At 38.5% G+C, this 24068-nt stretch carries 24 protein-coding genes and 1 riboswitch; of the genes, 1 reads left to right on the plus strand and 23 read right to left on the minus strand.

Annotation, left to right across the window (positions count from 1 at the left end):
* Window positions 1–128 precede the first annotated feature (128 nt).
* Window positions 129–1364, minus strand: coding sequence for a citrate/2-methylcitrate synthase (locus MWH30_RS10570; protein ID WP_248664052.1), 1236 nt, complete (start codon window positions 1362–1364; stop codon window positions 129–131).
* Window positions 1365–1672: 308 nt separating this feature from the next.
* On the opposite strand from MWH30_RS10570, the gene MWH30_RS10575 reads away from it, so the two are divergent.
* Window positions 1673–1933 (plus strand): putative Se/S carrier protein, encoded by a 261-nt coding sequence (locus MWH30_RS10575; protein ID WP_248664053.1) that lies wholly within the window; start codon window positions 1673–1675, stop codon window positions 1931–1933.
* 29 nt (window positions 1934–1962) lie between these two features.
* Here MWH30_RS10575 and MWH30_RS10580 read toward each other — a convergent pair whose 3' ends face one another.
* The 22 genes from MWH30_RS10580 to MWH30_RS10685 all read right to left on the minus strand — a co-directional run bounded on the left by MWH30_RS10580 (window position 1963) and on the right by MWH30_RS10685 (window position 23503).
* Window positions 1963–2418, minus strand: a complete 456-nt coding sequence (locus MWH30_RS10580) for a C-GCAxxG-C-C family protein (protein WP_248664054.1) — start codon at window positions 2416–2418, stop codon at window positions 1963–1965.
* Window positions 2419–2437: 19 nt separating this feature from the next.
* A complete protein-coding gene (gene cobC / locus MWH30_RS10585) occupies window positions 2438–3052 on the minus strand; it encodes an alpha-ribazole phosphatase (RefSeq protein WP_248664055.1) in 615 nt (204 codons plus the stop codon).
* A gap of 247 nt (window positions 3053–3299) precedes the next feature.
* Window positions 3300–4505 carry an ISL3 family transposase gene (locus MWH30_RS10590; protein ID WP_248664056.1) on the minus strand — a complete coding sequence of 402 codons (1206 nt, stop codon included), beginning with the start codon at window positions 4503–4505 and terminating at the stop codon, window positions 3300–3302.
* 228 nt (window positions 4506–4733) lie between these two features.
* A complete protein-coding gene (gene cobD, locus MWH30_RS10595) occupies window positions 4734–5825 on the minus strand; it encodes a threonine-phosphate decarboxylase CobD (RefSeq protein ID WP_248664057.1) in 1092 nt (363 codons plus the stop codon).
* A complete protein-coding gene (locus MWH30_RS10600; RefSeq protein ID WP_248664058.1) occupies window positions 5776–6714 on the minus strand; it encodes a GHMP family kinase ATP-binding protein in 939 nt (312 codons plus the stop codon). The genes cobD and MWH30_RS10600 overlap by 50 nt, the downstream gene beginning before the upstream one ends.
* Before the next feature lie 21 nt (window positions 6715–6735).
* Entirely contained in the window at window positions 6736–7494 is a 759-nt protein-coding gene (cobS, locus tag MWH30_RS10605; protein ID WP_248664059.1) for an adenosylcobinamide-GDP ribazoletransferase, read from the minus strand.
* A gap of 31 nt (window positions 7495–7525) precedes the next feature.
* Window positions 7526–8119 carry a cob(I)yrinic acid a,c-diamide adenosyltransferase gene (locus tag MWH30_RS10610; RefSeq protein WP_248664060.1) on the minus strand — a complete coding sequence of 198 codons (594 nt, stop codon included), beginning with the start codon at window positions 8117–8119 and terminating at the stop codon, window positions 7526–7528.
* Window position 8120: 1 nt separating this feature from the next.
* Window positions 8121–9509, minus strand: a complete 1389-nt coding sequence (locus MWH30_RS10615) for a cobyrinic acid a,c-diamide synthase CobB (protein ID WP_248664061.1) — start codon at window positions 9507–9509, stop codon at window positions 8121–8123.
* 698 nt (window positions 9510–10207) lie between these two features.
* A complete protein-coding gene (gene cbiB / locus MWH30_RS10620) occupies window positions 10208–11176 on the minus strand; it encodes an adenosylcobinamide-phosphate synthase CbiB (RefSeq protein ID WP_248664062.1) in 969 nt (322 codons plus the stop codon).
* Window positions 11152–12708: a cobyric acid synthase gene (locus MWH30_RS10625; RefSeq protein WP_248664063.1), complete on the minus strand. Its 1557-nt coding sequence runs from the start codon at window positions 12706–12708 to the stop codon at window positions 11152–11154. The genes cbiB and MWH30_RS10625 overlap by 25 nt, the downstream gene beginning before the upstream one ends.
* 25 nt (window positions 12709–12733) lie before the next feature.
* On the minus strand, window positions 12734–14263 hold the full coding sequence (locus MWH30_RS10630) for a cobyric acid synthase (RefSeq protein WP_248664064.1): 1530 nt from the start codon (window positions 14261–14263) through the stop codon (window positions 12734–12736).
* On the minus strand, window positions 14253–14873 hold the full coding sequence (cobU, locus tag MWH30_RS10635) for a bifunctional adenosylcobinamide kinase/adenosylcobinamide-phosphate guanylyltransferase (protein ID WP_248664065.1): 621 nt from the start codon (window positions 14871–14873) through the stop codon (window positions 14253–14255). The genes MWH30_RS10630 and cobU overlap by 11 nt, the downstream gene beginning before the upstream one ends.
* A 549-nt stretch (window positions 14874–15422) precedes the next feature.
* Window positions 15423–16199, minus strand: a complete 777-nt coding sequence (locus MWH30_RS10640; protein ID WP_248664066.1) for a cobalt-precorrin-6A reductase — start codon at window positions 16197–16199, stop codon at window positions 15423–15425.
* Window positions 16196–17017, minus strand: coding sequence for a precorrin-3B C(17)-methyltransferase (gene cobJ / locus MWH30_RS10645; protein ID WP_248664067.1), 822 nt, complete (start codon window positions 17015–17017; stop codon window positions 16196–16198). The genes MWH30_RS10640 and cobJ overlap by 4 nt, the downstream gene beginning before the upstream one ends.
* Window positions 16912–17973 (minus strand): cobalt-precorrin 5A hydrolase, encoded by a 1062-nt coding sequence (locus MWH30_RS10650; protein WP_248664068.1) that lies wholly within the window; start codon window positions 17971–17973, stop codon window positions 16912–16914. Before MWH30_RS10650 ends, cobJ begins: the two co-directional genes overlap by 106 nt.
* A gap of 3 nt (window positions 17974–17976) precedes the next feature.
* Entirely contained in the window at window positions 17977–18741 is a 765-nt protein-coding gene (gene cobM, locus MWH30_RS10655) for a precorrin-4 C(11)-methyltransferase (RefSeq protein ID WP_248664069.1), read from the minus strand.
* A 2-nt stretch (window positions 18742–18743) separates the two neighbouring features.
* The gene (cobI, locus tag MWH30_RS10660; RefSeq protein ID WP_248664070.1) at window positions 18744–19454 is read right to left on the minus strand and encodes a precorrin-2 C(20)-methyltransferase; all 711 of its coding nucleotides are present in this window, start codon (window positions 19452–19454) and stop codon (window positions 18744–18746) included.
* Window positions 19444–20046, minus strand: a complete 603-nt coding sequence (gene cbiT / locus MWH30_RS10665) for a precorrin-6Y C5,15-methyltransferase (decarboxylating) subunit CbiT (RefSeq protein WP_248664071.1) — start codon at window positions 20044–20046, stop codon at window positions 19444–19446. Before cbiT ends, cobI begins: the two co-directional genes overlap by 11 nt.
* Window positions 20039–20665: a precorrin-6y C5,15-methyltransferase (decarboxylating) subunit CbiE gene (gene cbiE / locus MWH30_RS10670; protein WP_248664072.1), complete on the minus strand. Its 627-nt coding sequence runs from the start codon at window positions 20663–20665 to the stop codon at window positions 20039–20041. Before cbiE ends, cbiT begins: the two co-directional genes overlap by 8 nt.
* The gene (cbiD, locus tag MWH30_RS10675; protein WP_248664073.1) at window positions 20641–21780 is read right to left on the minus strand and encodes a cobalt-precorrin-5B (C(1))-methyltransferase CbiD; all 1140 of its coding nucleotides are present in this window, start codon (window positions 21778–21780) and stop codon (window positions 20641–20643) included. The genes cbiE and cbiD overlap by 25 nt, the downstream gene beginning before the upstream one ends.
* A gap of 738 nt (window positions 21781–22518) precedes the next feature.
* On the minus strand, window positions 22519–23136 hold the full coding sequence (locus MWH30_RS10680; protein ID WP_248664074.1) for a precorrin-8X methylmutase: 618 nt from the start codon (window positions 23134–23136) through the stop codon (window positions 22519–22521).
* A gap of 1 nt (window position 23137) precedes the next feature.
* The gene (locus tag MWH30_RS10685) at window positions 23138–23503 is read right to left on the minus strand and encodes a sirohydrochlorin chelatase (protein ID WP_248664075.1); all 366 of its coding nucleotides are present in this window, start codon (window positions 23501–23503) and stop codon (window positions 23138–23140) included.
* 187 nt (window positions 23504–23690) lie between these two features.
* A riboswitch (cobalamin riboswitch) is annotated at window positions 23691–23889 on the minus strand.
* Window positions 23890–24068: the final 179 nt, after the last annotated feature.

Raw genomic sequence — 24068 nt, forward strand, 5'->3', positions numbered from 1 at the left:
ACTCAATCTATTAATCCATTGAAATAGAGGGTATGTGTTTTTTTAAAAAGTCTGTGCATTTTAACTTGCAAAGAACTATATATTATATGTCATCTATTTAATTTGGAACCACACAGCTCAAAAATAAACTATTGATCTCTTAAAACATGACGCACCCCAAAGCCATCATATAATTGATTTGGTCTAAATATCTTATTATTCCCCTTCATGTTCTCAATCCAATGAGCACACCAGCCCATAATTCTACCCAAAGCAAAAATAGTAGTAAAGTATTCCGGTTTAATTCTCATTGCTCTAATTAATATTCCTGACCAAAAGTCTACATTAGGATATAATCCTTTATCTGCAAACTTATCTAAAGCTATCTTCTCTACTTCCTGAGCAATATCATATAACTTTTGAATCTCTGAATTAACTGCCATTCCTTCTTGAGCAAAAATTTGAGGTAACATTTCATTCTTCAAATATAAGGCTCGGGGATCGTATGTTCTATACACTCTATGTCCAATCCCCATTACCTTTTGACCTGACTCTATTTTTTCCTCAATATAAGCTTCTACTTCCGCCGGAGAGTCAATCTCTCTAAACATCTTAATTACTCTTTCATTAGCTCCTCCGTGTAAGGGCCCGGATAAAGAGTTAATAGCCGAAGATATAGAAGCATAAATACTAGCCTGAGAAGAACCAACAGCTCGCACAGAAAAGGTACTATTATTTATAGTATGGTCTGCATGTAAGATCAACAGCTTATCTAGAAGATCAACCCACTCTTTCTGTTGAGCCAGTTCCTGATTAAAACAATAGAGAATATAATGAGCAAAGGACTCAAAACTCTCACCTTGAGCAAAGTTAGAATCTTGAGTTCTATGAACTCCAATTATAGTAGGAAGTTTAGCAATTAATTTAATGGCACTTTCCAAATTTATATTATAATTCTCCACCTCAAAACATCTTTGATCGTTGCTTTGTAGCTGTAATACTCCCGAACTCAACATATACATCGGGTGCAAATCTTGACTCATGCAGATTATAGTTTCTTTAATTTCATTAGTCAGCTCTTTATTGGCAAGAAGTTTCTGTTGTAAGTCATTCTTTTCCTGAGTCAATGGCAAATCACCCTTAAGTAATAAAAAACAGACCTCTTCGTAAGAACAGTGCTCAGCCAGCTCTTCTACTGGATAACCTCTAAAGGTAAGTAAGCCCTGTTCTCCATCAATGTCACTAATCCCTGACTTAGCTACCGGGATATTCTCTAATCCAGGAAAGTATCCTTTCTCAAAAAGTGTAGTCAGGATCTGTTGGTATTTTTCTCTTAACTCCTTATCCTTAAGATTTGATAAGACATTGTTTAATTTGCTAAGCATTATAATCCTCCCTTATCTATTTTTAGTAAATATTAAATTTTATTATCCCTTTAAACTCTTTCCTTTTTAAGTATCTTACTCACCACTTAAAAATATATTCTTCTCCATTCCTCAGCAATTTTAGCTGATTAGCTGCTCTTTAAGTATTTCTATAATTAAGACGAAATTTCCTCTTCTTTAGCCCCTACTTATCAAAGTCTATCTCTCAAAATAAAAATATTGGTGGACTAGCCAGGAATTCAAACTGCAATATAGAAATAAGAAAAGTAGATAATAAACATAAAAAATTAAAAAAGAGGGAATTTAAAATGGAAAGAGAGTTTTGTGTAATCACCTTTGATTCGACTCATCAGGCTTTAGACTTTGAAAGACTAAGTAAAGAGTACGGTTTAAAAACCCGCTCAATTCCTGTACCTAGACAAATAAGTTCTTCCTGTGGAATAGCTGCTAAATTTAATGAGGAACTGATCAAGGACGTTCGACAGCTATGTTTAGATTATCAAATAGAATTCGCTAATATCTATCGAATTTATAGAGATAGCTCTAAAAAACCGGTCAAAATACTCTAAAAAGAAGGCGATACTATCGCCTTCTTTTTCTACACTAAATTATCTTTTATAAACCTATCCATTACCCAAGCAGCTACCTTACCAGTAATTTCAATACAGTGCTCAATTCGCTCTGGACTATCAAACTCAACAAAACTACTAGTAAGCACTCGACAACAGGTGGAGCCGTATTCATCTTGAATATAATCATGTAAAGCAGCGCTGTTAGGTAAAGATTTAGGCATAGCTGCTCCAGGTTCTGTACGACCATACTTAAATCCTAAAGCCATTACTCCCCCAGAAACGGCACCACAAAGACAACCTGAATTGCCCAGCCCTTTCGGAAATCCAGAAGCTAACTTAACTACTTGCGAGGAGAATTCCTTCCCTAATAATTCATTAATAGTTATCAATATAGCTTCTGAACACAGAAAACCTTGATTACGAAAGTAATCTTCTGCTATATGCTGAGCCTTTTTAGCTAAATTCTCTTCTAAAGTTGACATTAGTTAATCCTCCAATTTATTAATTATCCAAATGACGAGTACAGTTAAGCAGAGTTACTATAGGATCACCATCATAAAACTTAACCACATTCACCGCCGTATTATCCTGCTGTAAACGCCAAAAATTACTTAAAGGCATCTCCAATAGATGAACTAAGAGGGCCCTAATTGTCCCCCCATGCGCTGCCACTAAAACAGTTTCTTCTTCATGCTTGCTCCTAATTTCAGTTAAAGCCTCAGTAGCCCGCTGCTGTAAATCCTCAAAACTCTCTCCCCCCGGAGTTTCCACCTCCACTGGATCTTTCAACCAAGCATCTAAGCGACTATCATACTGTTCGTTAATCTCATCAAAGGTTAAACCTTCCCATTCACCAAAGCTAGCCTCACGCAAAGCCGGTACTTTTTCTATAGAATCAATTTCCTGCTCTGCTATAACTATTTCCGCCGTCCGATAAGCCCGTTGTAGGTTGCTAGCATAAGCTTTATCTAATTTTTGACTGACCAGTCTTTGCGCTAGTTTTTGCGCCTGCTCAATTCCCTTAGCACTTAATTCAATATCACTAACTCCTTGAAATTTAGATTCTCGGTTCCAAAGCGTCTCCCCATGCCTAACCAAAACGATTTCCGTAGACATCTGCTCACCCCTTTTAATAGTAGCTAAGATAGTAAAGCTAAAATTTTTGGCTCTTCAACGACTTTTGTGATTAATAATCTGACTAGCTAAAAGTCATATAGCTAATAGGTATTTAATGGTTATAATTATAAATTAAGACTTGGGTTTATCGAACTTTAAAAGTTAATTACCTCTTTAAAAGATATTAATCCCAATTGATAATTTATAATATCCCTATATATAACCAGTACTTTTAAAATCAAACAGCTTACTTAAAGGCAAACTCTAATTTTACTCTTAAATTAAAGTTATCTTGATTACGATAGCCATAGCCTCTTCGTTTGATATTTTTAATCTTATGGTTATTGCCTTCAATAAGACCATTAGATATTTGATAGTCATAATAATTTAGAATTTCCTCTAGCCAATTGTTAAGTGTATTTGAGAAAGATTCTAGTTCAACTATTTCATATTCTTTTACCAGCTCTTTAAAATAATCTATAAAGGCATGGGCTGCTTCTTTACTCTTAATTGTAAAGAATTTGCTAAATTCTTCTTTAAGATAATGCAGTTTCTCTAATACAGGATATTCTTCAAAAGCTAGTAATAAGTTTGAGAGTTCTTTTCCTGTTAGATTTTCTACTTTTTTAAGCAAAGCCCATCTGATATTAAATGTTTTAGCTTTATTATTTTCTTTTTTAGCTTTATTTTGAATCTTTCTTCTGATTTCATCCACTTTATCGTGTAAGTTTTTAGTTATATGGAAACGATCTATTACTACTTTAGCATTTGAAAAAGATTCTGAAACAGCAGCACAATAGCCTTTGCTCATATCCATAGAAACTGCTTTAATTTGATCTTTAACTTCTTGGGGTAATGTTTTAAAGTAATCTAGTACATCTTTTTTAGTTCTACCTTCAATTACATCAATTGAACTACCTGTTTCTTGATTATAGATTACTGTATTATAATTATGACCTTTTTTAACTGCTATATCATCAATACCTAGTAATTCTAACTTTTTAGGTTTTTTAGTAGCTAGTTTTTGTTTAGCATAATAGTTATAAATTCTTTGGCAAGCGTTATGACTAATCCCAATGAGTTCAGCTATATTTTGAATGGTATTTTTATGAGCTAAATTAAAGATATATTCTTCAAAAGGTATTGTTCGTCGCTGATACTTTCTAATAAACTTAAAGTTTTCATCAAAAGGGTGTTCAGGATCGCATGAGCATTTATACCGTTTGATTTCAAGTATAATTACTGTTTTTAGCCCCCAAATTGGTAAATGCTCATAGCTTTGATATCTTTTATCGTGTGGTTGTTGAGTTAATTGCCCACATTTAGGGCAGTTAGCAAAGTCAAAAGCTGATGTTGCAAAAATTTCAAATATGCCCTTGTTTATATTTACATAGGTAATTTTTATATCTTGCAATCCAACGCATTTTCGTATAAAATCGGTATTGATTCTCAACCGATATCTCTCCTTTCTATTTATGCGTGGGGCATATTTATAATAGGAGATATATCGGTTTTTTTCTAGCCTTTTTTTAGTGTAATTTATGGTAGTTTTGCTGAATCACAAAAGTCGATGTTGAACCAAATTTTTCAACTTTCTTTCTATATAGCTTGTTGAATAATTAAATCTATTTGATTTAATACTTATTTATTACTGGCAAATTTTTTTATTCAACAACCTATTCTATAACAATAACTCCAACTCTTCAAGCAAGCGCCGATTATCCTCCCTGCTTTTAACAGCTACTCTCACAAAGTCACTTCCTAGTAAATGATAGGTACTACAGTCCCTAATCAAAATCCCTTGTTGAGCCAACTCATCCTTTAATTCAGTGGAAGTATAATCAGTAGCCGAAATATCGATTAAAATATAATTAACCGTAGGTGGATAAGGCTGCAAGGAAGCAAAGTCCTTTAAAGCACTATATAAAAACTCCTTCTCCCGCTGCACTGCCTGTTTAGTTTTATTGATATACTCTTCTTCTTTAATTACCTGTTTAGCTACCTCTTGAGCAAATAGATTAACATTCCAAGGATCTTTGCTAAACTCTAACTTTTCAATTAAAGAACTATTGCTAACTGCATAACCAACCCTTAAGCCCGGTATAGCAAAGAATTTAGTCAAAGAACGTAAGACCAGTAAGTTCTCTCTAGCTTCTGTTTCGCTAATTAAACTATACTCCTCTTCCGCCTCAATAAAATCCAGAAAGGCCTCATCAACTACCACAAAGGTATTCTGCTCTTCAGCTACTGCTAGGACTTGCAATAATTCCTCTTTAGTCACCAACTCTCCTGTAGGATTATTGGGATTACATAAAAAAAGCAGCTCATAAGCCCTACTTTCCAATCTATCAAGTAACTTCTGCACCTCTAAGCTAAATCCCTGACTACGTTGTAGTTTAAAAAGCTCTATCTGACTATCCACACTCTCTAAAGCCGCTTCATATTCAGAAAAGGTAGGCGCTAAAACTAAGGCTAACTGCGGAGCTAAAACTTTAGTTATTAAATAGATAATCTCTACCGCTCCATTGCCCACTATCACCTGCTCAGGCTTAACTTTTGAAGTAACTGCTAATTGAGTAGCTAACTCCTTAGCATCTGGTTGTGGATAATTAATTATTTCCTGTAAATTATCCTTAATTATCTCCTCGGTAACAGCCGGAGGCCCTAAAAAGTTAATATTAGCACTAAAATCAATCACTTGCTCCTTAGCTAAACCATACTCCTCAACTGCTGCTTTGATATTTCCACCGTGAGTTTTGTTTTGACTTGCCATATCGCTGCTCCTTTCCGGAAGCTACTACTTCTAAACCGCCATTAATTAAACTTAAATCGTAAATTTGTACATTTTCAACTATTTCTTTAACTTTAAGCTGCAAATCCTCACTTTCAATCCTAGTTGCATTATATAAAACACCTACTAAGGTGCCGCTATGAGCTACATTGATGCCGACTACTCCTTGTAAAGCAGTTAACTCTAAAAGCTGACCAAAGTTTCGTTTAGCCAAAATCACCTGATTAGCTTTGCTGCTTAAAGTAGCTCCTTGACCAATTAACTGTAGATTATTTTGCTGAATCCCTCTTTTAACCAGTTGCAAGGCTCGCCTAGTTAAGGGTTCATTTAATTCATTCAGCTCCCCTAAATCTTCTCTACTATTGAAATCCAAAGTATTAATTCGACCGCCCAGATCTAAAACTAAAATATCTAGTCCTGAAATCTGACCTAAATACTCGTATTTTTGACCAGTGAGATGATCAAAAAGCACAATCCCCTCATAAAAGGTACCATCAGTAGGCTCAATACTAAGAGCTAGCTGAGCTATTTGCTCCAAAGTAATCCGCTCGCTTAAAGCTATAGTAGTAGCTAAAATAGCCGCCGTTATATCGGCCGTACTACTAGCCATACCTTTCCCGGCTATCAGCTCTGAATTCACCTCAATCTGGGCCCCTAAATCACAGCGATTAAAAAAAGTTAAAGTTTTCTCTACAGCTTGAATAGTTTTATTTAATCCTTGTTTACAGTTTATCCGAGAACTTTGCTTAGTTAAACGTACTGTAACATAGGAATAAAGATTAATAGGGCAGGTTACCAAAAAATTTTGTCCATTGATACTACCTTGAACTAATTCCCCGCAGCTGCCCGGTGCCCTAACCGTTGCTTGCATAACTTCCACCTCTAATCTGCATTAATAAATTAAGGTTAAAATTACTAAAGTAAAGAGTTCTATTAATTCATTAATTGCCCCGTAACAGTCTCCAGTTAAACCTTGAATTTTCTTGATAATTAGCTTAATAATCAACATAGTAGCCAAGCCACTTAAAATAAAGGCTATTAAACCATTAAGTCCTAATAATAAAGCAGCTAAGATTACTGTTCCTAAAGAAGCAATCACTACCTCCTTATGGCCTACAAAATCAGCGTGTGCCTTGCCTAAACCAGACTCTTGACGAGCATAGGGATAGTAAGCAGCGGCATAGACCATAGCCCAACGACTAAAAGTAGTCATCAACAATAAAGCTTCTAACTGAATACTCCCACTAAGCTCAACTAAAAATACCAGTTTCAATAATAATAACGAAGTTAAAGCAGTAACTCCGTGGGCCCCTACTCGACTATCACGCATTATCTCCAACATTCTATCTTTAGGCCGACCGCTAAATAATCCGTCTATGGTATCCATATAACCATCCAGATGTAAGCCACCAGTTAAAATAATTAAAGATATCAAAACTAAAGCTTTAGCAGCCACATCTGACCAAAAAAGAAGAAAAAAGGAGTTCAAAAGAGCTAATAATAGCCCTAATAACATACCTATTACTGGATAAAAAACCATAGAACGACCTATATTGGCTGGACTATAATCCAACTCCACTTTGATCGGAATTCTAGTTAAAAACTGCAGGGCGATAATTAATTTATTAAATAGTTGCTTGATTTTAGTCAATATCTAAGCCCCTTTCTAAAAATATATATTATTAATACTCAATCCCCCGTCGGCTACTAATTCCCTCTTGATAAGGATGCTTAACTGCTTTCATCTCCGTTACTAAATCAGCTACTTCCAAAATCTGATCAGCAAAACCGCGCCCCGTCATTATCAATTCCGTCTTTTCACCCTTTAAAGAAACTAAATCCAACACTTCCTCAACAGTCAAAAGATCATAGCGTAAAGCATTATTAATCTCATCTAAAATTACAATATCCGTCTCCCCATCACTCAGTACTTCTTCACTATAAGCATAAGCTAAGTCCACATACTCCTTAAACTCAGCCCTAGATTGATCATTATCTTTAAGAAAACAATCACCACAGCCTTTACACTTCATATGACCTTCTCTAATCAACGAAGCATAAGGACATCCCCGGCCAAACTGCTTAATCTCTAAATTAGGTAATCGCTGACTGGAAAAAAGCTCCCCGGAATAGGCACTTCCCTTCATATATTGAATAACAACTACTTTAAAACCATGGCCTACTGCTCGTAAAGCTAAACCTAAGGCAGCAGTGCTTTTACCTTTACCTGTGCCTGTATAGACTTGAACTAAGCCCTGTGATAATTTATCTGTCATCTTAACTACTCCCTTGTTTAAATTTTTGACAAGCTTCAATAAAGTTATCTATTACTGTCGAGTTGCTAGCAAAGTGTAAATGAAGATAAGAAGCTAAGAGATTATCCTTTACAAAGCCCTCCCAACGTCCATCTTCTCCTTTACCTCCTTTTAAAGAGTAAGCAGAATCAAGCTTATTCGATAAATTTAAAAGCCGCGAATAGTGAAATTCATGGCCTCTAATCTTTGCTCCTGCCGGTAAAAGAATATTATCGGTCTCTACGGTAGCTTCTACATAACCCATAGCTTGTAAACTATCCTGCATTACTATAGAACCAGGAATTATACCTAACATCGGATAAGACTCCTGATCGAAATTAACGATCTTTTTAGTTAAATACATTAAGCCTCCACATTCAGCATAAGTAGGCATTCCTTGACTAATTGCTACTTTAAGGCTACGCTGAATACTCTTGTTTTCACTTAATTCCTTTAAAAAACTTTCTGGAAAGCCACCGCCTATGTAAATTCCCGAAATTCCTGGAGGTAAGCTATTATCCTGCAAAGGACTAAAGTATTTTATTTTAACCCCTCGGGCCCGCAAAAGATCCAAATTATCTTCGTAATAAAAATTAAAAGCCTTATCTCGAGCTACAGCTATACTTATCTCAGCCTCGTTCTCAGAAACAGCAAATAGCTCCTCTTCCACTAAGTCCAGTTCTTCGGCCTGAGCAGCTAGTTGATATATTTTATCTAAGTCTAAATGTTCCTCTATTGAAGCAGCTAACTCATCTAAATATTCAACTAAAGAGTTACTTTCCGCAGTAGGAACTAAGCCTAAGTGACGTTCCGGCAGTTCTAATTCTTCCTGTTGAGGGATATGTCCTAAAACTGCCACTCCTAACTCCTCTATTGGCTCTTTTATCATCCGGTAATGGCTTTTACTACTAACACGATTCAAAATTACTCCTACTAAATTTAAATCTGGATCATAGTTTTGAAAACCATAGGTTAAAGCAGCTCCACTTTGAGCCATCTGCTGAGCATCGATAATCAAAATTACTGGAGTAGATAGTATTTTAGCTACCTCAGCGCTACTACCTCTGCCGCCTCCCTGCCTATGTCCATCAAAAAGACCCATTACCCCTTCAATGATGGAGATTTGAGCCTGTTGGCTGCTATGCTGAAAAAGCTCCAGCAGATGTTTTTTAGATACCATCCAACTATCTAGATTGCGAGAAATCTTACCGGTAGCTACTGTGTGAAAGCCAGGGTCGATGTAGTCCGGGCCCACCTTATAAGGCTGTACTATGTACTCTCGCCGACTCATAGCAGCCATCAATCCGGTAGCCAGAGTTGTTTTACCTACTCCACTCTGAGTACCAGCAATCATAATCCTGGGCTGAGACAAAATAGATCAGCTCCCTTCTATAGAATCAATTAATAATTAACAATGAATAATGAACAACTAAAAACAAAACAATATCGGTCTATTGTTTTAGAGGACAGATGATAGATGATAAAGGATAGATTAAGATCAAAAAACAATTAGACGCAGCGCCCCGTAGCGACGCCATTATTTTGGCTAGTCATTACTCTGGGAAGTGCCCTTAGGTGACTAAGTTCTGACTAAAATCTGACTAAAACATAAAACCTTAAAACCTGTTGAAACCACTAATGAACACTAATTGACACGAATAAAACCTAAAAACCTTAATTCAAGATTAATTTTAATATGGTTCTTATATGCGTTAACTTAAGCTAAATTTTAGTAAAATATTAACTTTATTAATGTAATGTAGTATTCTAAAACCTTTTTTGGAACCACGAATGAGCACGCGCCCTGAAGAAGCGACGCGGAGCTAGTACCCTTGCGGTGCACCCTGAAAGGATGATAATCCTTGAAGAAGTAGTCTTGGGCTGAATAAAAACATTTTAAAAATTTTAATTTAGTCTTGAATTTATTAGTGTTCATTCGGATTGATTCGTGGTTTCAAGGTTTTGATTTTGTGTTTTATGGTTTCAAGTCAGAACTTGGTCAGATTTTAGTCTGTGTCAAATATATTTTAATCTTTTGAACTTTATCTATCCTCTGTCCTTTATTATTTATCATCTAAATAACCCATAACCTAGCACTAATAAAATATAACTCAACACAAACAAAAAAGTAGTAATATACATCAAATAAATAGTATCCCTAATATCTTGATTCTCCAAAACTCTATTATCATCGCCCAAATACTCCCTAAAACTAGCTTGCCCTTGATAGTAATTAGTTCCCCCTAATCTAACTCCCAAGGCTCCTGCTACTGCCGCCTCGGGATAACCACCGTTAGGGCTAGGATGTTTTTTAGCATCTCGAAATACCATCTTTAAAGAAGCAAGTCCTTTTCTTTTTAAGAAAAAAGCTGCTAAAGACAAAAGTAAGCCGCTGATTCGAGCCGGTATCCAGTTAGCTAAATCATCGATACGCGCCGCAGCCCAGCCAAAATAAAGATAGTCTTCATTCTTATAACCCAGCATAGAATCCAAAGTATTAACAGCTTTATAGGTCATAGCTAAAGGAACTCCCCCTAAACAAGCAAAAAATATTGGGGATAAAACTCCATCTACTGTATTCTCCGCCACTGTTTCTACAGTAGCTCTGACTACTTCAGTTGAAGATAACCCTTCAGTATCTCGACCCACAATCCAGCCTACCTTTTCTCTAGCTAAACCCAATTCACCAGCAGCTAAATACCGATAGATTTCCTTAGCAGCTCCAGCTAATCCTTTCACCGAAAAGGTAGTTGAAAGTAATAAAATACTAACTACCATATAAAGTCCCCAATAAAGCTCCCTAATCAGCATAATTAAAAAATAAGTTGAAATCCAAGTCAATAAAATTGTAGTTAAAGCCAAAAGTAAACCGGCCAATCTTTCTCCTAATTCACTACTTACTAACTCTCTTAATTTCTGTTCACCATCGTCAATAAACTTACCTATTATCTGCACTGGATGAGGTAAAAATTCTGGATCACCAACTACTAAATCTACTAGCAAAGCTAATAAAATTATAATAACAGATTCATTAAACATGCATCCAATTCTCCTCGAGTATCCAAACCCATAATTTGATAAACTTTATCTATATCTACATTCTCTCTCACTACCCGGGCCAGCTGTTCATAAGCCCTAGCTCTTTTCTCCCAAGTAGATAAATTCTGACTAAAGTCCAGTTCCTCTAAACCCTTGCGTCGCCGTAAGTCGTTAATGAACTGCTGTCGAAAAGAATCATTATCGAAAATACCGTGAAAATAGGTTCCCCAAACTGTACCTTCTTGATTAATAGCTCCATCTAACCGTTCGCTTCCCTGAGTAATTTTAAGCAAAGGTTTTACTCCCCCCAGCGGTTCTGTCTGTCCCATATGGATTTCATAACCGCTTACTGTGCTAGCAGTGAGTCGGGCCCAAAAACCTTGCTCAGCTACTATCTTTCCCTGTACCTGTCTGGTAGTCTTATCTGGCGCAAAAACGGTCTTAATATTCAATAAACCTAAACCTTCTTTAATCTGGCCCTGGCTCTCAGCACCTTGAGGATCAGCAATCTCCTGTCCTAAAATCTGATAACCACCACAGATTCCTACAATAGGTACTCCCTGTTTAGCTAGCTGCTTTATCTGCTCAGCATAGCCTTGCTTTTCTAAGTACTCCAAATCAGCAATGGTATTCTTAGTTCCCGGAATAATCACTGCATCAGGATTACCTAAAGAATCACCAGCTTCAATATAGCGAACTGTAGTCTCCATTTCCTCCTCTAAAGGAGTAAAATCCGTAAAGTTAGAAATTCGCGGTAAACGCAGTATAGCAATCTCAATCTCAGCTTGAGCCCGATTTTTCAGTCTCTCAGCAGGAATAGAGTCCTCTTCTGGAATTCTAAAATCAGTAAAGTAAGGAACTACTCCCAGTACTGGTACTCCAGTATACTCCTCAATAAAGTCTAAGCCGGACTCTAGACGGCTCACCTTGCCGCGAAACTTATTAATAATAATCCCTTTAATCCGCTCTACTTCATCATCATTCAAGAGTTTAAAAGTACCTACAATAGAAGCAAAAACTCCCCCTTTATCTATATCGGCCACCAAAATCACTGGAGCTTCAGCCAGTTTAGCTATCTTCATATTAACTAAGTCATACTCTCTTAGGTTCACTTCAGCAGGACTGCCCGCACCTTCTAAAGCTACAATATCATAATTATTTTTTAAGTTATTTAAAGATTCCTTAACATAGCTCAATCCTTCCTCATGATGCTCGAAATACTCCTGAGCCTCCATATTTTGCTGAGACCGGCCCTGGATAATTACTTGCGAAGAAGTATCCGCTTTAGGCTTCAATAGTATAGGGTTCATATCTACTGTGGCCTCCACCTGAGCAGCTTCAGCTTGTACAGCCTGGGCCCGACCAATTTCACCACCATCTTTAGTCACATAGGAGTTTAAAGCCATGTTCTGCGACTTAAAAGGAGCCACTCGATAACCATCCTGAGCAAAGATTCGACAAAAAGCCGAAGTTAAAACACTCTTTCCCACATCAGAAGCAGTCCCCTGAAACATTACCGTCTTAGCTGTCATTTTAACACCTCAAATCAAAATCTTTTTATAAACCTACAATTTGATAAAGCTTATCCAAATCCAAACTTTCCCGTAAAGTTTCAGCCAATCTATCATAACTTTCCTCTAAACCATCACTACTAGCAGCTGGCTTAGCTGCTAAAGGCTGAAGTCCTTTACGAATCCGCAAACAGTCTATTATCTGGCGCCTCAAAGCATCATTTTCAAAAAGCCCGTGTAAATAGGTACCAAAGATTAAGCCATCACCGCTAACAGCTCCATCGACAATATTAACCCTCTCATCTCCTCGTTGTTTAATTCTAAAAGCAGGAGTACAGTCACTTAATAACTGACTAGTTCCCATATGAATCTCATAGCCTCTTAACTCTGAGTTTTTTAACTCACTTAAGAAAGCTCCGCTTCCTTCAACTACAGCTTCAGCTTGAAAGGTTACTTTCTGCGGACAAAAAGTAGTAGTAACAGGCAATAAGCCTAAGCCTTCTAGTTCCTCCCAATCAGCTTCCACAGCTTCCAAACCATCGGGATCATAAATTTTTTCTCCTAAAATTTGATAACCACCACAGATACCAATAATCGGCGTATCCTGCTTAGCTGCCTCAATAATCTGTTCAGCCAAACCTATTTCTTTTAAATATTGTAAGTCATCTATTGTATTCTTCGTACCAGGAATAACGATTAAATCAGGACTACCCAGCTCATCCTGCCCTTCGATATACCTCAACTCAGTCTTAGGCTCATCAGCAAAAGGCTCTAAATCAGTAAAATTAGACAGATGAGGTAGCCTAATTACAGCAATTTCAAGTTCAGCCTCTTCGCTAGGCAGATTATTAAGAGCTACAGAATCCTCGGCCGGAACTCTAAAACCATCAAGATAAGGAAGCACTCCCAAAACAGGAATCCCTGTCTCCTCCTCTACAGTCTCCAAACCTGGCTCTAATAACTCCAAATCACCTCGGAATTTATTAAAGATAATCCCAGCTACTAACTCTCGCTCTGCCGGAGTTAACAGCTCTATCGTACCTACTACTGCTGCTAAAGCTCCCCCTCTATCCACATCAGCAACTAAGATAACCGGAGTTTCCTTTAACTGGGCTACACTCATATTAGCCAAATCCTGTTCTTTAATATTGATCTCCGCTGGACTACCTGCTCCTTCGATTACTACTAACTCAAACTCTTGACACAACCTATTCAAAGAAGTCTCAATCTCCTCCAAAGCAAAGCTACGATAGTCCTGATCCTGCTCCTTTAAATGTAAATCCGCCCAAGGTCGACCGTGCTTAACCACCTGTGACTGACCCTCTCCTTTAGGCTTTAAAAGAAAAGGCTGCATATCCACAGTAGCCTCTACCTGCGCCGCCTGAGCCTGAATAGCCTGAGCCGTACCAATCTCCCCCCCATCTTTAGTTACTTGAGAATTCAAAGCCATATTCCACCCCTTAAAAGGAGCCACTTTATAACCCTCCTGAGCAAAAAGACGACACAGCCCGGTAGCTACTATACTCTTACCTACATTAGAACTAGTCCCCTGTAACATAATGGTCTTAGCTGTCATCTTCTAAACCTCCAAAACGTTCTTTAATTCTATTACTTAATTCTTTAATCTCTACCGGAAGTCCTGCATAAGTGATGTAGACTTCATGGGCTAGCTCAGCTACTTTTTTATTAGCAGCTCCTACAGTATCTCGATAGACTCTGCTTAAAGGATAAGGAGGAACTAAGCCTTGACCTACTTCATTGGAAACTATAATTATAGTAGCAGTAGTCTCTTTAGCTGCCTTTACTAAGTTTTCAACCTCTTTTAAGGCCTGTTTTGATTTGGCTGCTCCTTGTTCAAAATGATAGTCATCAGTACCTAATTCTTCTCCTTGTAATAATAAGTTAGAGATTAGCACTGTTAAGCAGTCTAAAAGAATAACCTCCGTCTGCGCACCCAGTTCTGGTATTAGATCAGCTACAGCCATAGTTTCTTCCACCGTCTTCCATTGGTCAGGTCTTACAGCTTGATGGTGTTTAATTCTCTCCACCATCTCCTCATCTCTAGCTTCGGCTGTAGCAATGTAAGTTACCTCTTCTTTAGCTAAACTGTAAGCTATCTCTTCAGCAAAGGAGCTTTTGCCGCTTTTAGCTCCGCCTAGGACTAGTATTACTTTTCCTTCTTTCATCTGCCGGTCACTCTCCTTATGCTTAAAGTTAATAATTGAATGAAACAATATTGGTATACTGTTTCATTGGCGATATCATCATTATCGAAAGCTTGAGCTAGTTGATATGTTTCAACCACTTGCCGTTCAGTCGACGTCCTGTCTCCTTCACTCTCAAAAATAGCCCTCCCGGCATCCGTGCCTCCGGGCTATTTTAAGAGTCGCTCTTTGAAACATATCAACTTGCAGATTTTCGTTATCAACACGGCCAAATGGGTGTTTATAAACGATATTAAAGTTTATTTTTTAGTGCTTCTTGACGAATCGGAGCTCAAATAAAAGCTGTTTTAGCTAATTTTTCTAATTAAAATTAGCTTGCTTTTATTTGAGTGGAGATGAGTCTTAGAAGTACTAAAATAAACTTTTCTAGCGTTGACGCGAAGCTAATCATTACTTTGGAAACATCCATTTGGCCTCCTACACCAACGAAACAATAGAACGATATTGTTTTATTCTTAGAATTAAAACTTGAACTTGATCTTTTGACCTTAATTTATCCTTTATCCTCTATCATCTATCCTCTGCTAATAACTCTTCCACTCGCTCAATTAACTGCTGATAATCAGCAAACACCTCTGGATAATCCAACTGCGGTCGAGTAACTACCAAACTAGGAATCCCCAGCTCCTGAGCAGCCTCTAGCTTAGTATCCAGACCTCCAGTTTTACCACTAGCCTTAGTTACCAACAGTTCAAGCTGATAATCAATTAAAAGCTGCTTATTTAACTCTTTACTAAACGGGCCCTGCATGGCAATTATATTACTAGGTGGAATCCCTAACTCTTCACATTTAGTCAATACTCCCGCCGTAGGTAAAACTCTAGTCATCACCCGCTCTGCAAAATCAGGGATTCCTCGTACAAAGTCAGCTAAGTTCTTACTACCAATAGTCAGTAGTACTTGTCCAGCAGTCCCCTTAATATAGTCTATTGCTTCTGTAAATCCGGAACGCTTAACTACTAACTCACTTGCTGGAATTTCAATCTCTGCTCTTTCAAAACGCAAATAAGCTATCCCTAACTGCTCCGCCGCAGCTATAGCCGTTTTAGAAACTTCCTGAGCAAAGGGATGAGTAGCATCAATTAAGATATTTACTCTATGTTCCTTGATTAACTTTTGCATAGCTGACTGATTTAATCTATCAGTTACTATTTCTATTTCTCCTAATTCAGCTAAAAGCTGTTGTCCATACTCTGTTACTGCCGAAGCTACTACCTGATAATCGGCTGCCAGTAACCTTTCAATAATCCGCCGACTATCAGCAGTACCGGCTACTACATAGATCATACTTGATAGCCTCGGGGAGTAATCATCCACTCAGCAAAGCTAAAGCTTTCCGAATTACCGATAATCACCATAGTCACCATGTCTATCTCCTCATTCAACATACTTTCCAAATCAGTAATCACCAGCTCTTCATTGCCTCGCTTAGCATTTCTAACAATTCCTACTGGAGTAGTAGCAGCCTTATGTTTTAAGAAGATCTCTCTAGCCTTTACTATCTGCTCTTGACGCTGCTTACTCTTAGGATTATAAAGAGCCACTACAAAGTCCCCCGCCGCAGCGTGCTCCAATCTATCTAAGATTACCTCCCAAGGAGTTAAAAGATCGCTGAGACTAATCACTGCGTAATCATGCATTAAAGGAGCCCCTAAACTAGCTGCGGCTGCATTAGCCGCTGTAATTCCCGGCACAATCTCTACCGGCAACTCCAGCTCTTCTTCAGCCATTAATTCTAAAACTAAACCAGCCATTCCGTAAACACCGGCATCACCGCTACTGATCATAGCCACGCTCTTTCCTTCCTGAGCAGCCTCTATAGCCAGTTGAGTTCGGTCTATCTCTTTGGTCATTCCGGTAGAAATCACCTCTTGCTCTGCGCTAATTAATTCCTCTATCAAATCTACATAAGTGTTATAACCTACAATCACTTCTACCTCACTAAGCACTTGAAATGCTTTAATACTCATCTGCTCTAAGTCACCCGGGCCCATACCCACTACAAAGATTTCTCCTGAGCTACGGCCACTGTCACTCCCTGTACCTTCGTCTTTTTTAAAAGTAATTCCATCTGCTCTCCACTCAATAGTGCTACTGGTTCGCATACTCCACCCACTCCTATCGCTTTTTTTACAAATTCCGAAGTACTATATTCTAAGTCCGTATTCTTAATCTCTTCTCTAGAAATAATTTTTAACTCTAAGTCCTGCTCTTGAGCATAAGTAACTAAGCCTACTTCTTGGGCCTTCAAATCCACTGTAGCTAAGCACTTCACCTGCTCCAAATCTGCGCCGACTCTCTCTAAAGCTAGCTCCACTGCCTCAGCAATTCGCTCTTTACTAATTCCTTTGCGACAGCCAATCCCGATTACTAAATTACGCGGCCTTAAGCACAAGTAGGCTTGGTCTGCTAAGTTGCTGGGCAATGAAAAACTTTGATTAGAAATAATCACTGCTGGTGCTGTTGCTTCTGCTAAAGAACTTACCGGATAAAGGTTAAAATCATCTTCCGCCTCTAACTCCAATTCATACTCACTATAGATATTTATAGTTTCTCCATTGACCAAAGCACCATTAATCAACTTTAAGTTAGCAAAAGGTTCAATCAAGCAGTCTAGCTCCTTAGCCAACATATCAATAGCTAACTTCCCCTGAGAATCAGTAGCCGTAGTAATCACCGGCTGGGCTCCTAAAAGCCCCGCTAAATGCTGAGTTAACTCATTGGCTCCTCCCAAATGGCCGGAAAGAGTACTGATTACAAAGTCATTAGTTTCATTAATGGTCACTACTGCTGGATCGTAACGCTTATCCTCTAGCAGCTCAGCTACCATTCTAACTACAATTCCTAAGGCCATAATAAAAATTAATCCCTCATAGCTATTAAAAATCTCTTTAATCAGCCCTCTTAAACTGCCAGAATAGAAGGTGACACCTTCTCTACCTTTAAGTTCATTAGCTAACTTCTGGGGCAAATAAACCTCCAGGGAAGAATCTAAATACTCAGCTATCTCTCCTGCCAGCCTAGCCCCCTCTTTCGTAATTGCTATTGCTGCTAACTTCATCGCCTAATTACTCTCACTCTGGCCCTGTCGATATTCATGAGTAAACTCTTTATCGTAGAGCTTAGACTTAGAGTATTCTGTATCTAAAAAGTCACCTACTGTAATCATCGCCGTCTTATTGATCTCTGCTTCCTTAACCTTTTTAGCAATAGTTTCTAAAGTTCCCACTACCTTTTTTTCATCAGGCCAAGAAGCCTTTTGAATTACTGCAATAGGCGTATCTAGAGAATACTCTGTGGCCAACTCCTTAACTACATCTTCTATCATATGCACACTTAAAAAGATAGCCATTGAAGCATTATGACGGGCTAATTTATGCAGCTTTTCTTTATCAGGGACACTAGTTCTTCCCTCTAATCTGGTTACAATCACCGTCTGCGTCACATCAGGCAAGGTATACTCTCGTTTCAACGTAGCAGCCGCAGCCAAAAAGGAACTAACTCCCGGTATAATCTCAAAATCGATTCCCTCTTTAGCCAACTCATCCATCTGCTCCTGAATAGCTCCATAAATACTGGGATCTCCAGTATGCACCCTAGCTACTAGCTTATCTGCTTTAACCGCTGCCATCATCTTTTCCACTATCTCATCCAAATCCATACTAGCACTGTTATAAATTTCAGCCTCTTCTTTAGCTACTTCCAATACCGCTGGATTGACTAAAGAGCCCGCATAAATAATTAAGTCTGCCTTTTCAATAATTCGCCGACCCTTAACAGTAATTAAGTCCGGATCACCGGGCCCGGCTCCTATAAAATAAAGCTTCATCACTACTCCTCCTTAAACTTTTGCTTAGTAATTACCATTGATAAATAATCTAGCTCTTCTCCTGCTAATGAATCGAAGTCGGTAGTCAAAAACTCCTCCTCTTGACCACATCTACTAGCATAAAAAGAGTTCTCTTTAATACCTGCCTTAGTTAACTTCTCTACTATTTCATCAAAATTAGGAGCTACCTTCATTAACACAGTATTATCAAAATTACTTAAAATTTCAGCTAGCTCCTCACACTCATAGGCAGCCGGAATAATAGCCAAAGTCTCTTCTTTCTCTGCCAACGGTCGATTCATAGCTGCGGCACAGGCAGAATAAGAATTTATTCCTGGTACTGTCTCTATCTCAAAGTCAAGACCTTCCAAACGCTTTAGAACATAGATATAAGTACTATATAATAGCGGATCACCGATAGTAATAAAAGCCACCTTAAGACCAGCCTCTAACTCTTCCTTGATCTCTTCGGCAGCCTGATCCCAAAACTTAGTTAGTTTATCCTGATCGTGAGTCATCGGAAAAATCAAATCTTTTATATTTAACTCCTCTCCCAATATCTCCTCCACTATAGATAAGGCTACACTTTCCTTACCTACGGCCGATTTAGGAGCACAAATAATATCTGCTTCCTCTAAAACCCGCTTAGCCTTAAGCGTCATCAACTCTGCATCACCGGGCCCTACTCCTACTCCATAAAACTTAGCTGTCATCCTCCAAACTCCTCTCTCCACTGATAATATAAATTGGATTTTCTGCTTTAAACATATGGTAAGCTCCTACTTCTCTAGTCCGAGCTACATTGAGAGTTACCACTTCTATTTGATATCCTAAGCGAAGCAGTTCTTCTTTAGCTGAAGTTAAAGTCTCCAAAGTAATAGCATTAATCACTATTCTCCCCTGTGCCTTTAACTTCTGCTCCACTAACTCCAAAATCTCCGCTAGCTGTCCGCCACTACCACCAATTAACACCCGATCCACTGGCGGTAAATCGCTTAAAGCCGCCGGTGCTTCTCCAGCTACAACCTCTAAATTATCTAAGGCAAACTGAGCTCTATTCTCTTCAATCAACTGCACTCCCTCAGCTTCTCTTTCAATGGCCCAGACCTGTCCTTGCTTAGCTATTAAAGCTGCTTCAATACTCAAAGAGCCGGTTCCGGCTCCAATATCGTAAACTGTACTATTTTCATCCAGTCTTAACTTAGAGATAGTAACACATCTAACTTCTTCCTTGGTCATCGGTACCTGTCCCCTAATAAATAACTGATCGGGAATCCCCGGCGTAGAATACTGCCACTTACTCATCATAAATCACCATCACCGACATTCCAAAGTCTTCGTACTCACTAATCTCTGTCAAAGTAGCATCGATACTTCTTTCATCGGCATAAGAGAGCCTTTCGCCCACAAAAGCTCTTTTATCAGTAACTCCCTTAGCCAGTAAAAATTCAGCAATCTGATTAGGAGGAAACTTATGATCAGTAAAGAAGCCTACCTTTTCTTCTTTAGCTAAGATATCCACTAATTCATCCTTACTGCGCCCGTGCAAGCTAGTAATATAAGCATCCTGCCACACTAACTTAGCTCTAGCAAAGCCTAACTGCAAAGAACTAACTCCCGGAATCACCTCTAAGTGCTGGCGCTCAAAATGCCGCCCTAAATAATTAAGCATGCTATAAAGTCCTGGGTCTCCCGAAACCAAGACCGCTATTTGCCGTTGTTGATAGTTCTCCTTAATAAAGTTCAAAATTTTCTCCAGATCAGCCTTGATTACTAACTCTTCCTTATTCAAATCACTAAAAAGATCCAGGGCCCGCCGTCCCCCAATTAAAACATCAGCCTCCGTAGCTAATCTACGAGTAATCGGCAATAAGTACTCCTCAGAGCCCGGGCCAATACCTAGAATGTAAATTTGATCTGCCATGCCGTTTCCTCCTTCACTTCCAGTTCAACTCCTGCCTTACCTAAAATATCTCCAGCCATAGAAAAAAGAATAGCTCCTATCTCTATCTCCTCTTCCACCCGCTGTTTAGCTCGCTTCACTACCTGAGCTGCTAATAAATCAAAAAAAGGCTTATTGAAGTCCGCTTTTTGTAAAATCTCTATACATTCTTCACTGGTATTAGCAGCTAAAATCTCCTGCACCAGCTTTTGAGTAGCTCCTTGACTAGCTGCATAAGCAGCAATAGTCTCCATTCTCGCATCGGCTACACTGCTGTGAGTATCGAAAATACCAGCTGCTACCTTAACTAACTTACCTAAATGGCCTAAGAGAATAATCTTTTTTACTCCCTTCTCTAGGGCCCGATCCAGCATATAACCCACAAAATTACTCATCTTCACCCAACGATCAGTAGCAACTCCCATCGCCTCAGCCTGCCGCTTGCCGTAATTACCGAAAATGAAAACTAACTCCTGATATCCTTGAGCCAGAGCCTGATCAATAGCCAACACCAAAGATTCTCGAAAGGCCTTTTTAGACATCGGCTCCACAATCCCGGTAGTACCTAAAATGGAAATCCCACCTTCAATACCCAAGCGAGGATTGAGCGTTTTTTGAGCCTTCTTTTCTCCGGCAGGCACTTCAATAGTAATCTGCACCCCTTTATCGCTGGGTAAAGCCTGCTTAACTTGCTCTAAAATCATCTTTCTAGGTACCGGATTAATAGCCGGCTTTCCTACCTCTACCGGCAAACCAGGTTTTGTCACTCGTCCTACACCTTGACCACCCTCGATTTCAATTCCACTCTCGATTTCAGTAGCCACAGCCACAATTTCCAAACCGTGAGTAATATCCGGATCATCACCACCATCCTTAATTACCGTACAACTAACTTCACCTGCTACTTCTTCAACTTTTTGAATAACTAAGTTTACTACTATTCCCGCCGGGGTATCTACCTTAACCTCTTCTACTACCTGCCCTGAAAAAAGAGTTTCCGTAGCCGCTTTAGCAGCTCCGGCCGCAGCAGTACCGGTAGTATAGCCTCGTCTTAGCTTTTTACCCCCACGTTCTATATAGGATTCGAAAATTACCATCACCTCTATCCATACAACAGTTAATAATTAATAGTGTATAGTTAATAGTTAAGTTCAAATTCTAAGAACAAAATATTATCGTTCTATTGTTGCACTGAGCGTGGGGGCCAAACAGGTGTTTCACGCTAGAAAAGATTATTTGATACTTCTAGAACTCATCTCCACTAAAATAAGAGCAAGCTAATTTTAATTAGAAAAATTAGCTAAACTAGCTCTTATTTTAGCTCCGATTCGTTAAGAAGCATTAACAAATAATTTTTAATATCGCTTAGAAACACCTGTTTGGCCGTGCTGATAACGAAATAACTGTTTTAACCCACAAGTTGATATGTTTCAAAGAGCGACTCTCACTGCCTTTTCAATTTAAATACGAAAGGTGAAGCCAGCACTAATCCATCGAGGATGTCGCACTGCCTTTTCAATTTAAATACGAAAGGTGAAGCCAGCACTAGCATATCGAATGCGTCGTAAAATAACCCGGCGGCAGGAGATCTGTAGGATATTTGCCCTTAGTTCAAATCTTCAGCAAAAGCACCAGAGTTACTCTTTGCTCTTAGCTTTCTATCATAGCCAGCATTAGTTTTTATGCTTGAACGGCAAGTGGTTGAAACATATCAACTAGCTCAGGTTTTCGATAATAGCTATATCGCAAACGTAACAATATACCAATATTGCTTTATCTTTTGAACTTCAACTTTTAATTCTTAACTATTAACTCTTAACTATTAATTGCACTTCCTAAGTCATATACAACAACGCATTAGTAATCGAAGCAGCTACACTGCTGCCACCTTTTCTTCCCCGAACCGTAATAAAGGGAATATCCATCTTTTCCAGCTCTGCCTTAGACTCTTTAGCCCCTACAAATCCTACTGGAGTACCGATAATCAGCTCCGGCTCAGCCTTACCTGCTTCCATTAACTCCATCAGCTCAAATAAAGCCGTAGGTGCATTACCGATAGCAAAGATTTTATTTTGAGGATTCTGCACAGCTTTACGCATAGCCATCATTGAACGAGTAATTCCTTCTTCTTTAGCATCCTTGGCTACCTGATCATCACTGATAAAGCATTCTATTTCTCCACCTAAAGCACCTAGCTTACGCTCATTAATTCCAGCTCTTAACATATTAACATCGGTCACAATATTAGCTCCCGACCTCAAAGCCTTTAAACCTGCTTCTACAGCATCATCGGCAATAATCACTAAATCTTTAAAATCAAAATCAGCCGTAGCATGGATGACTCTCTTGATTATCTTCTCTTCCTCGGAAGAGCAATCAAAGTCACCAACCTCTGCTTTGATGATCTTCATGCTCTTATTCTCAATATCTTGCGGCTTTTTAATGATCTCCAAATTAAATTACCTCCTTGACTCTATCGGCAACTATAGCTGCTAATCTATCATCGCCGCCAACATAATTAGCATAAACGAACTCTATTTCTGGATATTCTTCTTTTAATCTATCAATTGCTCTAGGAATATCCTTCTGTACATGGTTCCCTGGGAAAAGAAATAAAGGCATAATTACTATCTTTTCCACTCCAGCTTCCACAGCCTCTGCAGCTACTTCATCAACTCTAGGATCAGCAAACTGTAAAAAGGCACCAGCTCCAAACTCATACTCTAAACTCTCACTAACCTCTTGGCTGAATTCCAAAAATTCTCGATTAGACTTTTCAGCTTTACTCCCGTGACCTAAAATAATTACTCCTGTTTTCATTAATACCATTCCCTTCTAAATTTAATTATTTAAAGTATTCTTCAACAATAACTCCCTACAAAGTCTTAACTTAGGAGGAGTTATTAACATAGAAAAATCCACAACTTTGGCAAAATTGTGGATGGGTAGCTGATATATGTACTAACATCACAACCACCTACTCCTCTTTAACACCGAAGATTTAGTAGGTTCCAGTTCAGACTAGGCAGGTCTCCTGACTTCCGGCTTTAAGACTTTAAACCTTCCCTGAATAGATACTCAAGTGGTCTGATCTTAATCATCAATTGCTCTTTTCCGGTTACAGTGGCGGGCCCGCTCAGGATTTACACCTGATTCCCTATTCTCTTCTGATTTTACCCAGAAGCACCTAATCAAATTCTTATCTACTTTAATCATATTATTCTTCAAGCAATAATAAAGTCCTGCTTAATCGACAAAAAAGATTATCTAGACTAAAGATTTCTTCTATTGAAACTTATTATCAAATATTAACCTCAATTCGGCAAGTAACCAAAAACTAAATATTATTTGTATATCACCTTCTTTAAAAGAGAAGATAAAGAAT

The sequence above is a fragment of the Fuchsiella alkaliacetigena genome (assembly GCF_023227765.1).
Classification (GTDB): Bacteria; Bacillota; Halanaerobiia; order Halobacteroidales; family Acetohalobiaceae; genus Fuchsiella; species Fuchsiella alkaliacetigena.

Excerpts from the sequence above, each read along its gene's own strand:
- MWH30_RS10570 (WP_248664052.1), bottom strand. The coding sequence starts at position 1,364 with ATGCTTAGCAAATTAAACAATGTCTTATCAAATCTTAAGGATAAGGAG.
- MWH30_RS10575 (WP_248664053.1), top strand. The coding sequence starts at position 1,673 with ATGGAAAGAGAGTTTTGTGTAATCACCTTTGATTCGACTCATCAGGCT.
- MWH30_RS10580 (WP_248664054.1), bottom strand. The coding sequence starts at position 2,418 with ATGTCAACTTTAGAAGAGAATTTAGCTAAAAAGGCTCAGCATATAGCA.
- cobC (WP_248664055.1), bottom strand. The coding sequence starts at position 3,052 with ATGTCTACGGAAATCGTTTTGGTTAGGCATGGGGAGACGCTTTGGAAC.
- cobD (WP_248664057.1), bottom strand. The coding sequence starts at position 5,825 with ATGGCAAGTCAAAACAAAACTCACGGTGGAAATATCAAAGCAGCAGTT.
- MWH30_RS10600 (WP_248664058.1), bottom strand. The coding sequence starts at position 6,714 with ATGCAAGCAACGGTTAGGGCACCGGGCAGCTGCGGGGAATTAGTTCAA.
- MWH30_RS10610 (WP_248664060.1), bottom strand. The coding sequence starts at position 8,119 with ATGACAGATAAATTATCACAGGGCTTAGTTCAAGTCTATACAGGCACA.
- cbiB (WP_248664062.1), bottom strand. The coding sequence starts at position 11,176 with ATGTTTAATGAATCTGTTATTATAATTTTATTAGCTTTGCTAGTAGAT.
- MWH30_RS10625 (WP_248664063.1), bottom strand. The coding sequence starts at position 12,708 with ATGACAGCTAAGACGGTAATGTTTCAGGGGACTGCTTCTGATGTGGGA.
- MWH30_RS10630 (WP_248664064.1), bottom strand. The coding sequence starts at position 14,263 with ATGACAGCTAAGACCATTATGTTACAGGGGACTAGTTCTAATGTAGGT.
- cobU (WP_248664065.1), bottom strand. The coding sequence starts at position 14,873 with ATGAAAGAAGGAAAAGTAATACTAGTCCTAGGCGGAGCTAAAAGCGGC.
- MWH30_RS10640 (WP_248664066.1), bottom strand. The coding sequence starts at position 16,199 with ATGATCTATGTAGTAGCCGGTACTGCTGATAGTCGGCGGATTATTGAA.
- cobJ (WP_248664067.1), bottom strand. The coding sequence starts at position 17,017 with ATGCGAACCAGTAGCACTATTGAGTGGAGAGCAGATGGAATTACTTTT.
- MWH30_RS10650 (WP_248664068.1), bottom strand. The coding sequence starts at position 17,973 with ATGAAGTTAGCAGCAATAGCAATTACGAAAGAGGGGGCTAGGCTGGCA.
- cobM (WP_248664069.1), bottom strand. The coding sequence starts at position 18,741 with ATGAAGCTTTATTTTATAGGAGCCGGGCCCGGTGATCCGGACTTAATT.
- cobI (WP_248664070.1), bottom strand. The coding sequence starts at position 19,454 with ATGACAGCTAAGTTTTATGGAGTAGGAGTAGGGCCCGGTGATGCAGAG.
- cbiT (WP_248664071.1), bottom strand. The coding sequence starts at position 20,046 with ATGAGTAAGTGGCAGTATTCTACGCCGGGGATTCCCGATCAGTTATTT.
- cbiE (WP_248664072.1), bottom strand. The coding sequence starts at position 20,665 with ATGGCAGATCAAATTTACATTCTAGGTATTGGCCCGGGCTCTGAGGAG.
- cbiD (WP_248664073.1), bottom strand. The coding sequence starts at position 21,780 with ATGGTAATTTTCGAATCCTATATAGAACGTGGGGGTAAAAAGCTAAGA.
- MWH30_RS10685 (WP_248664075.1), bottom strand. The coding sequence starts at position 23,503 with ATGAAAACAGGAGTAATTATTTTAGGTCACGGGAGTAAAGCTGAAAAG.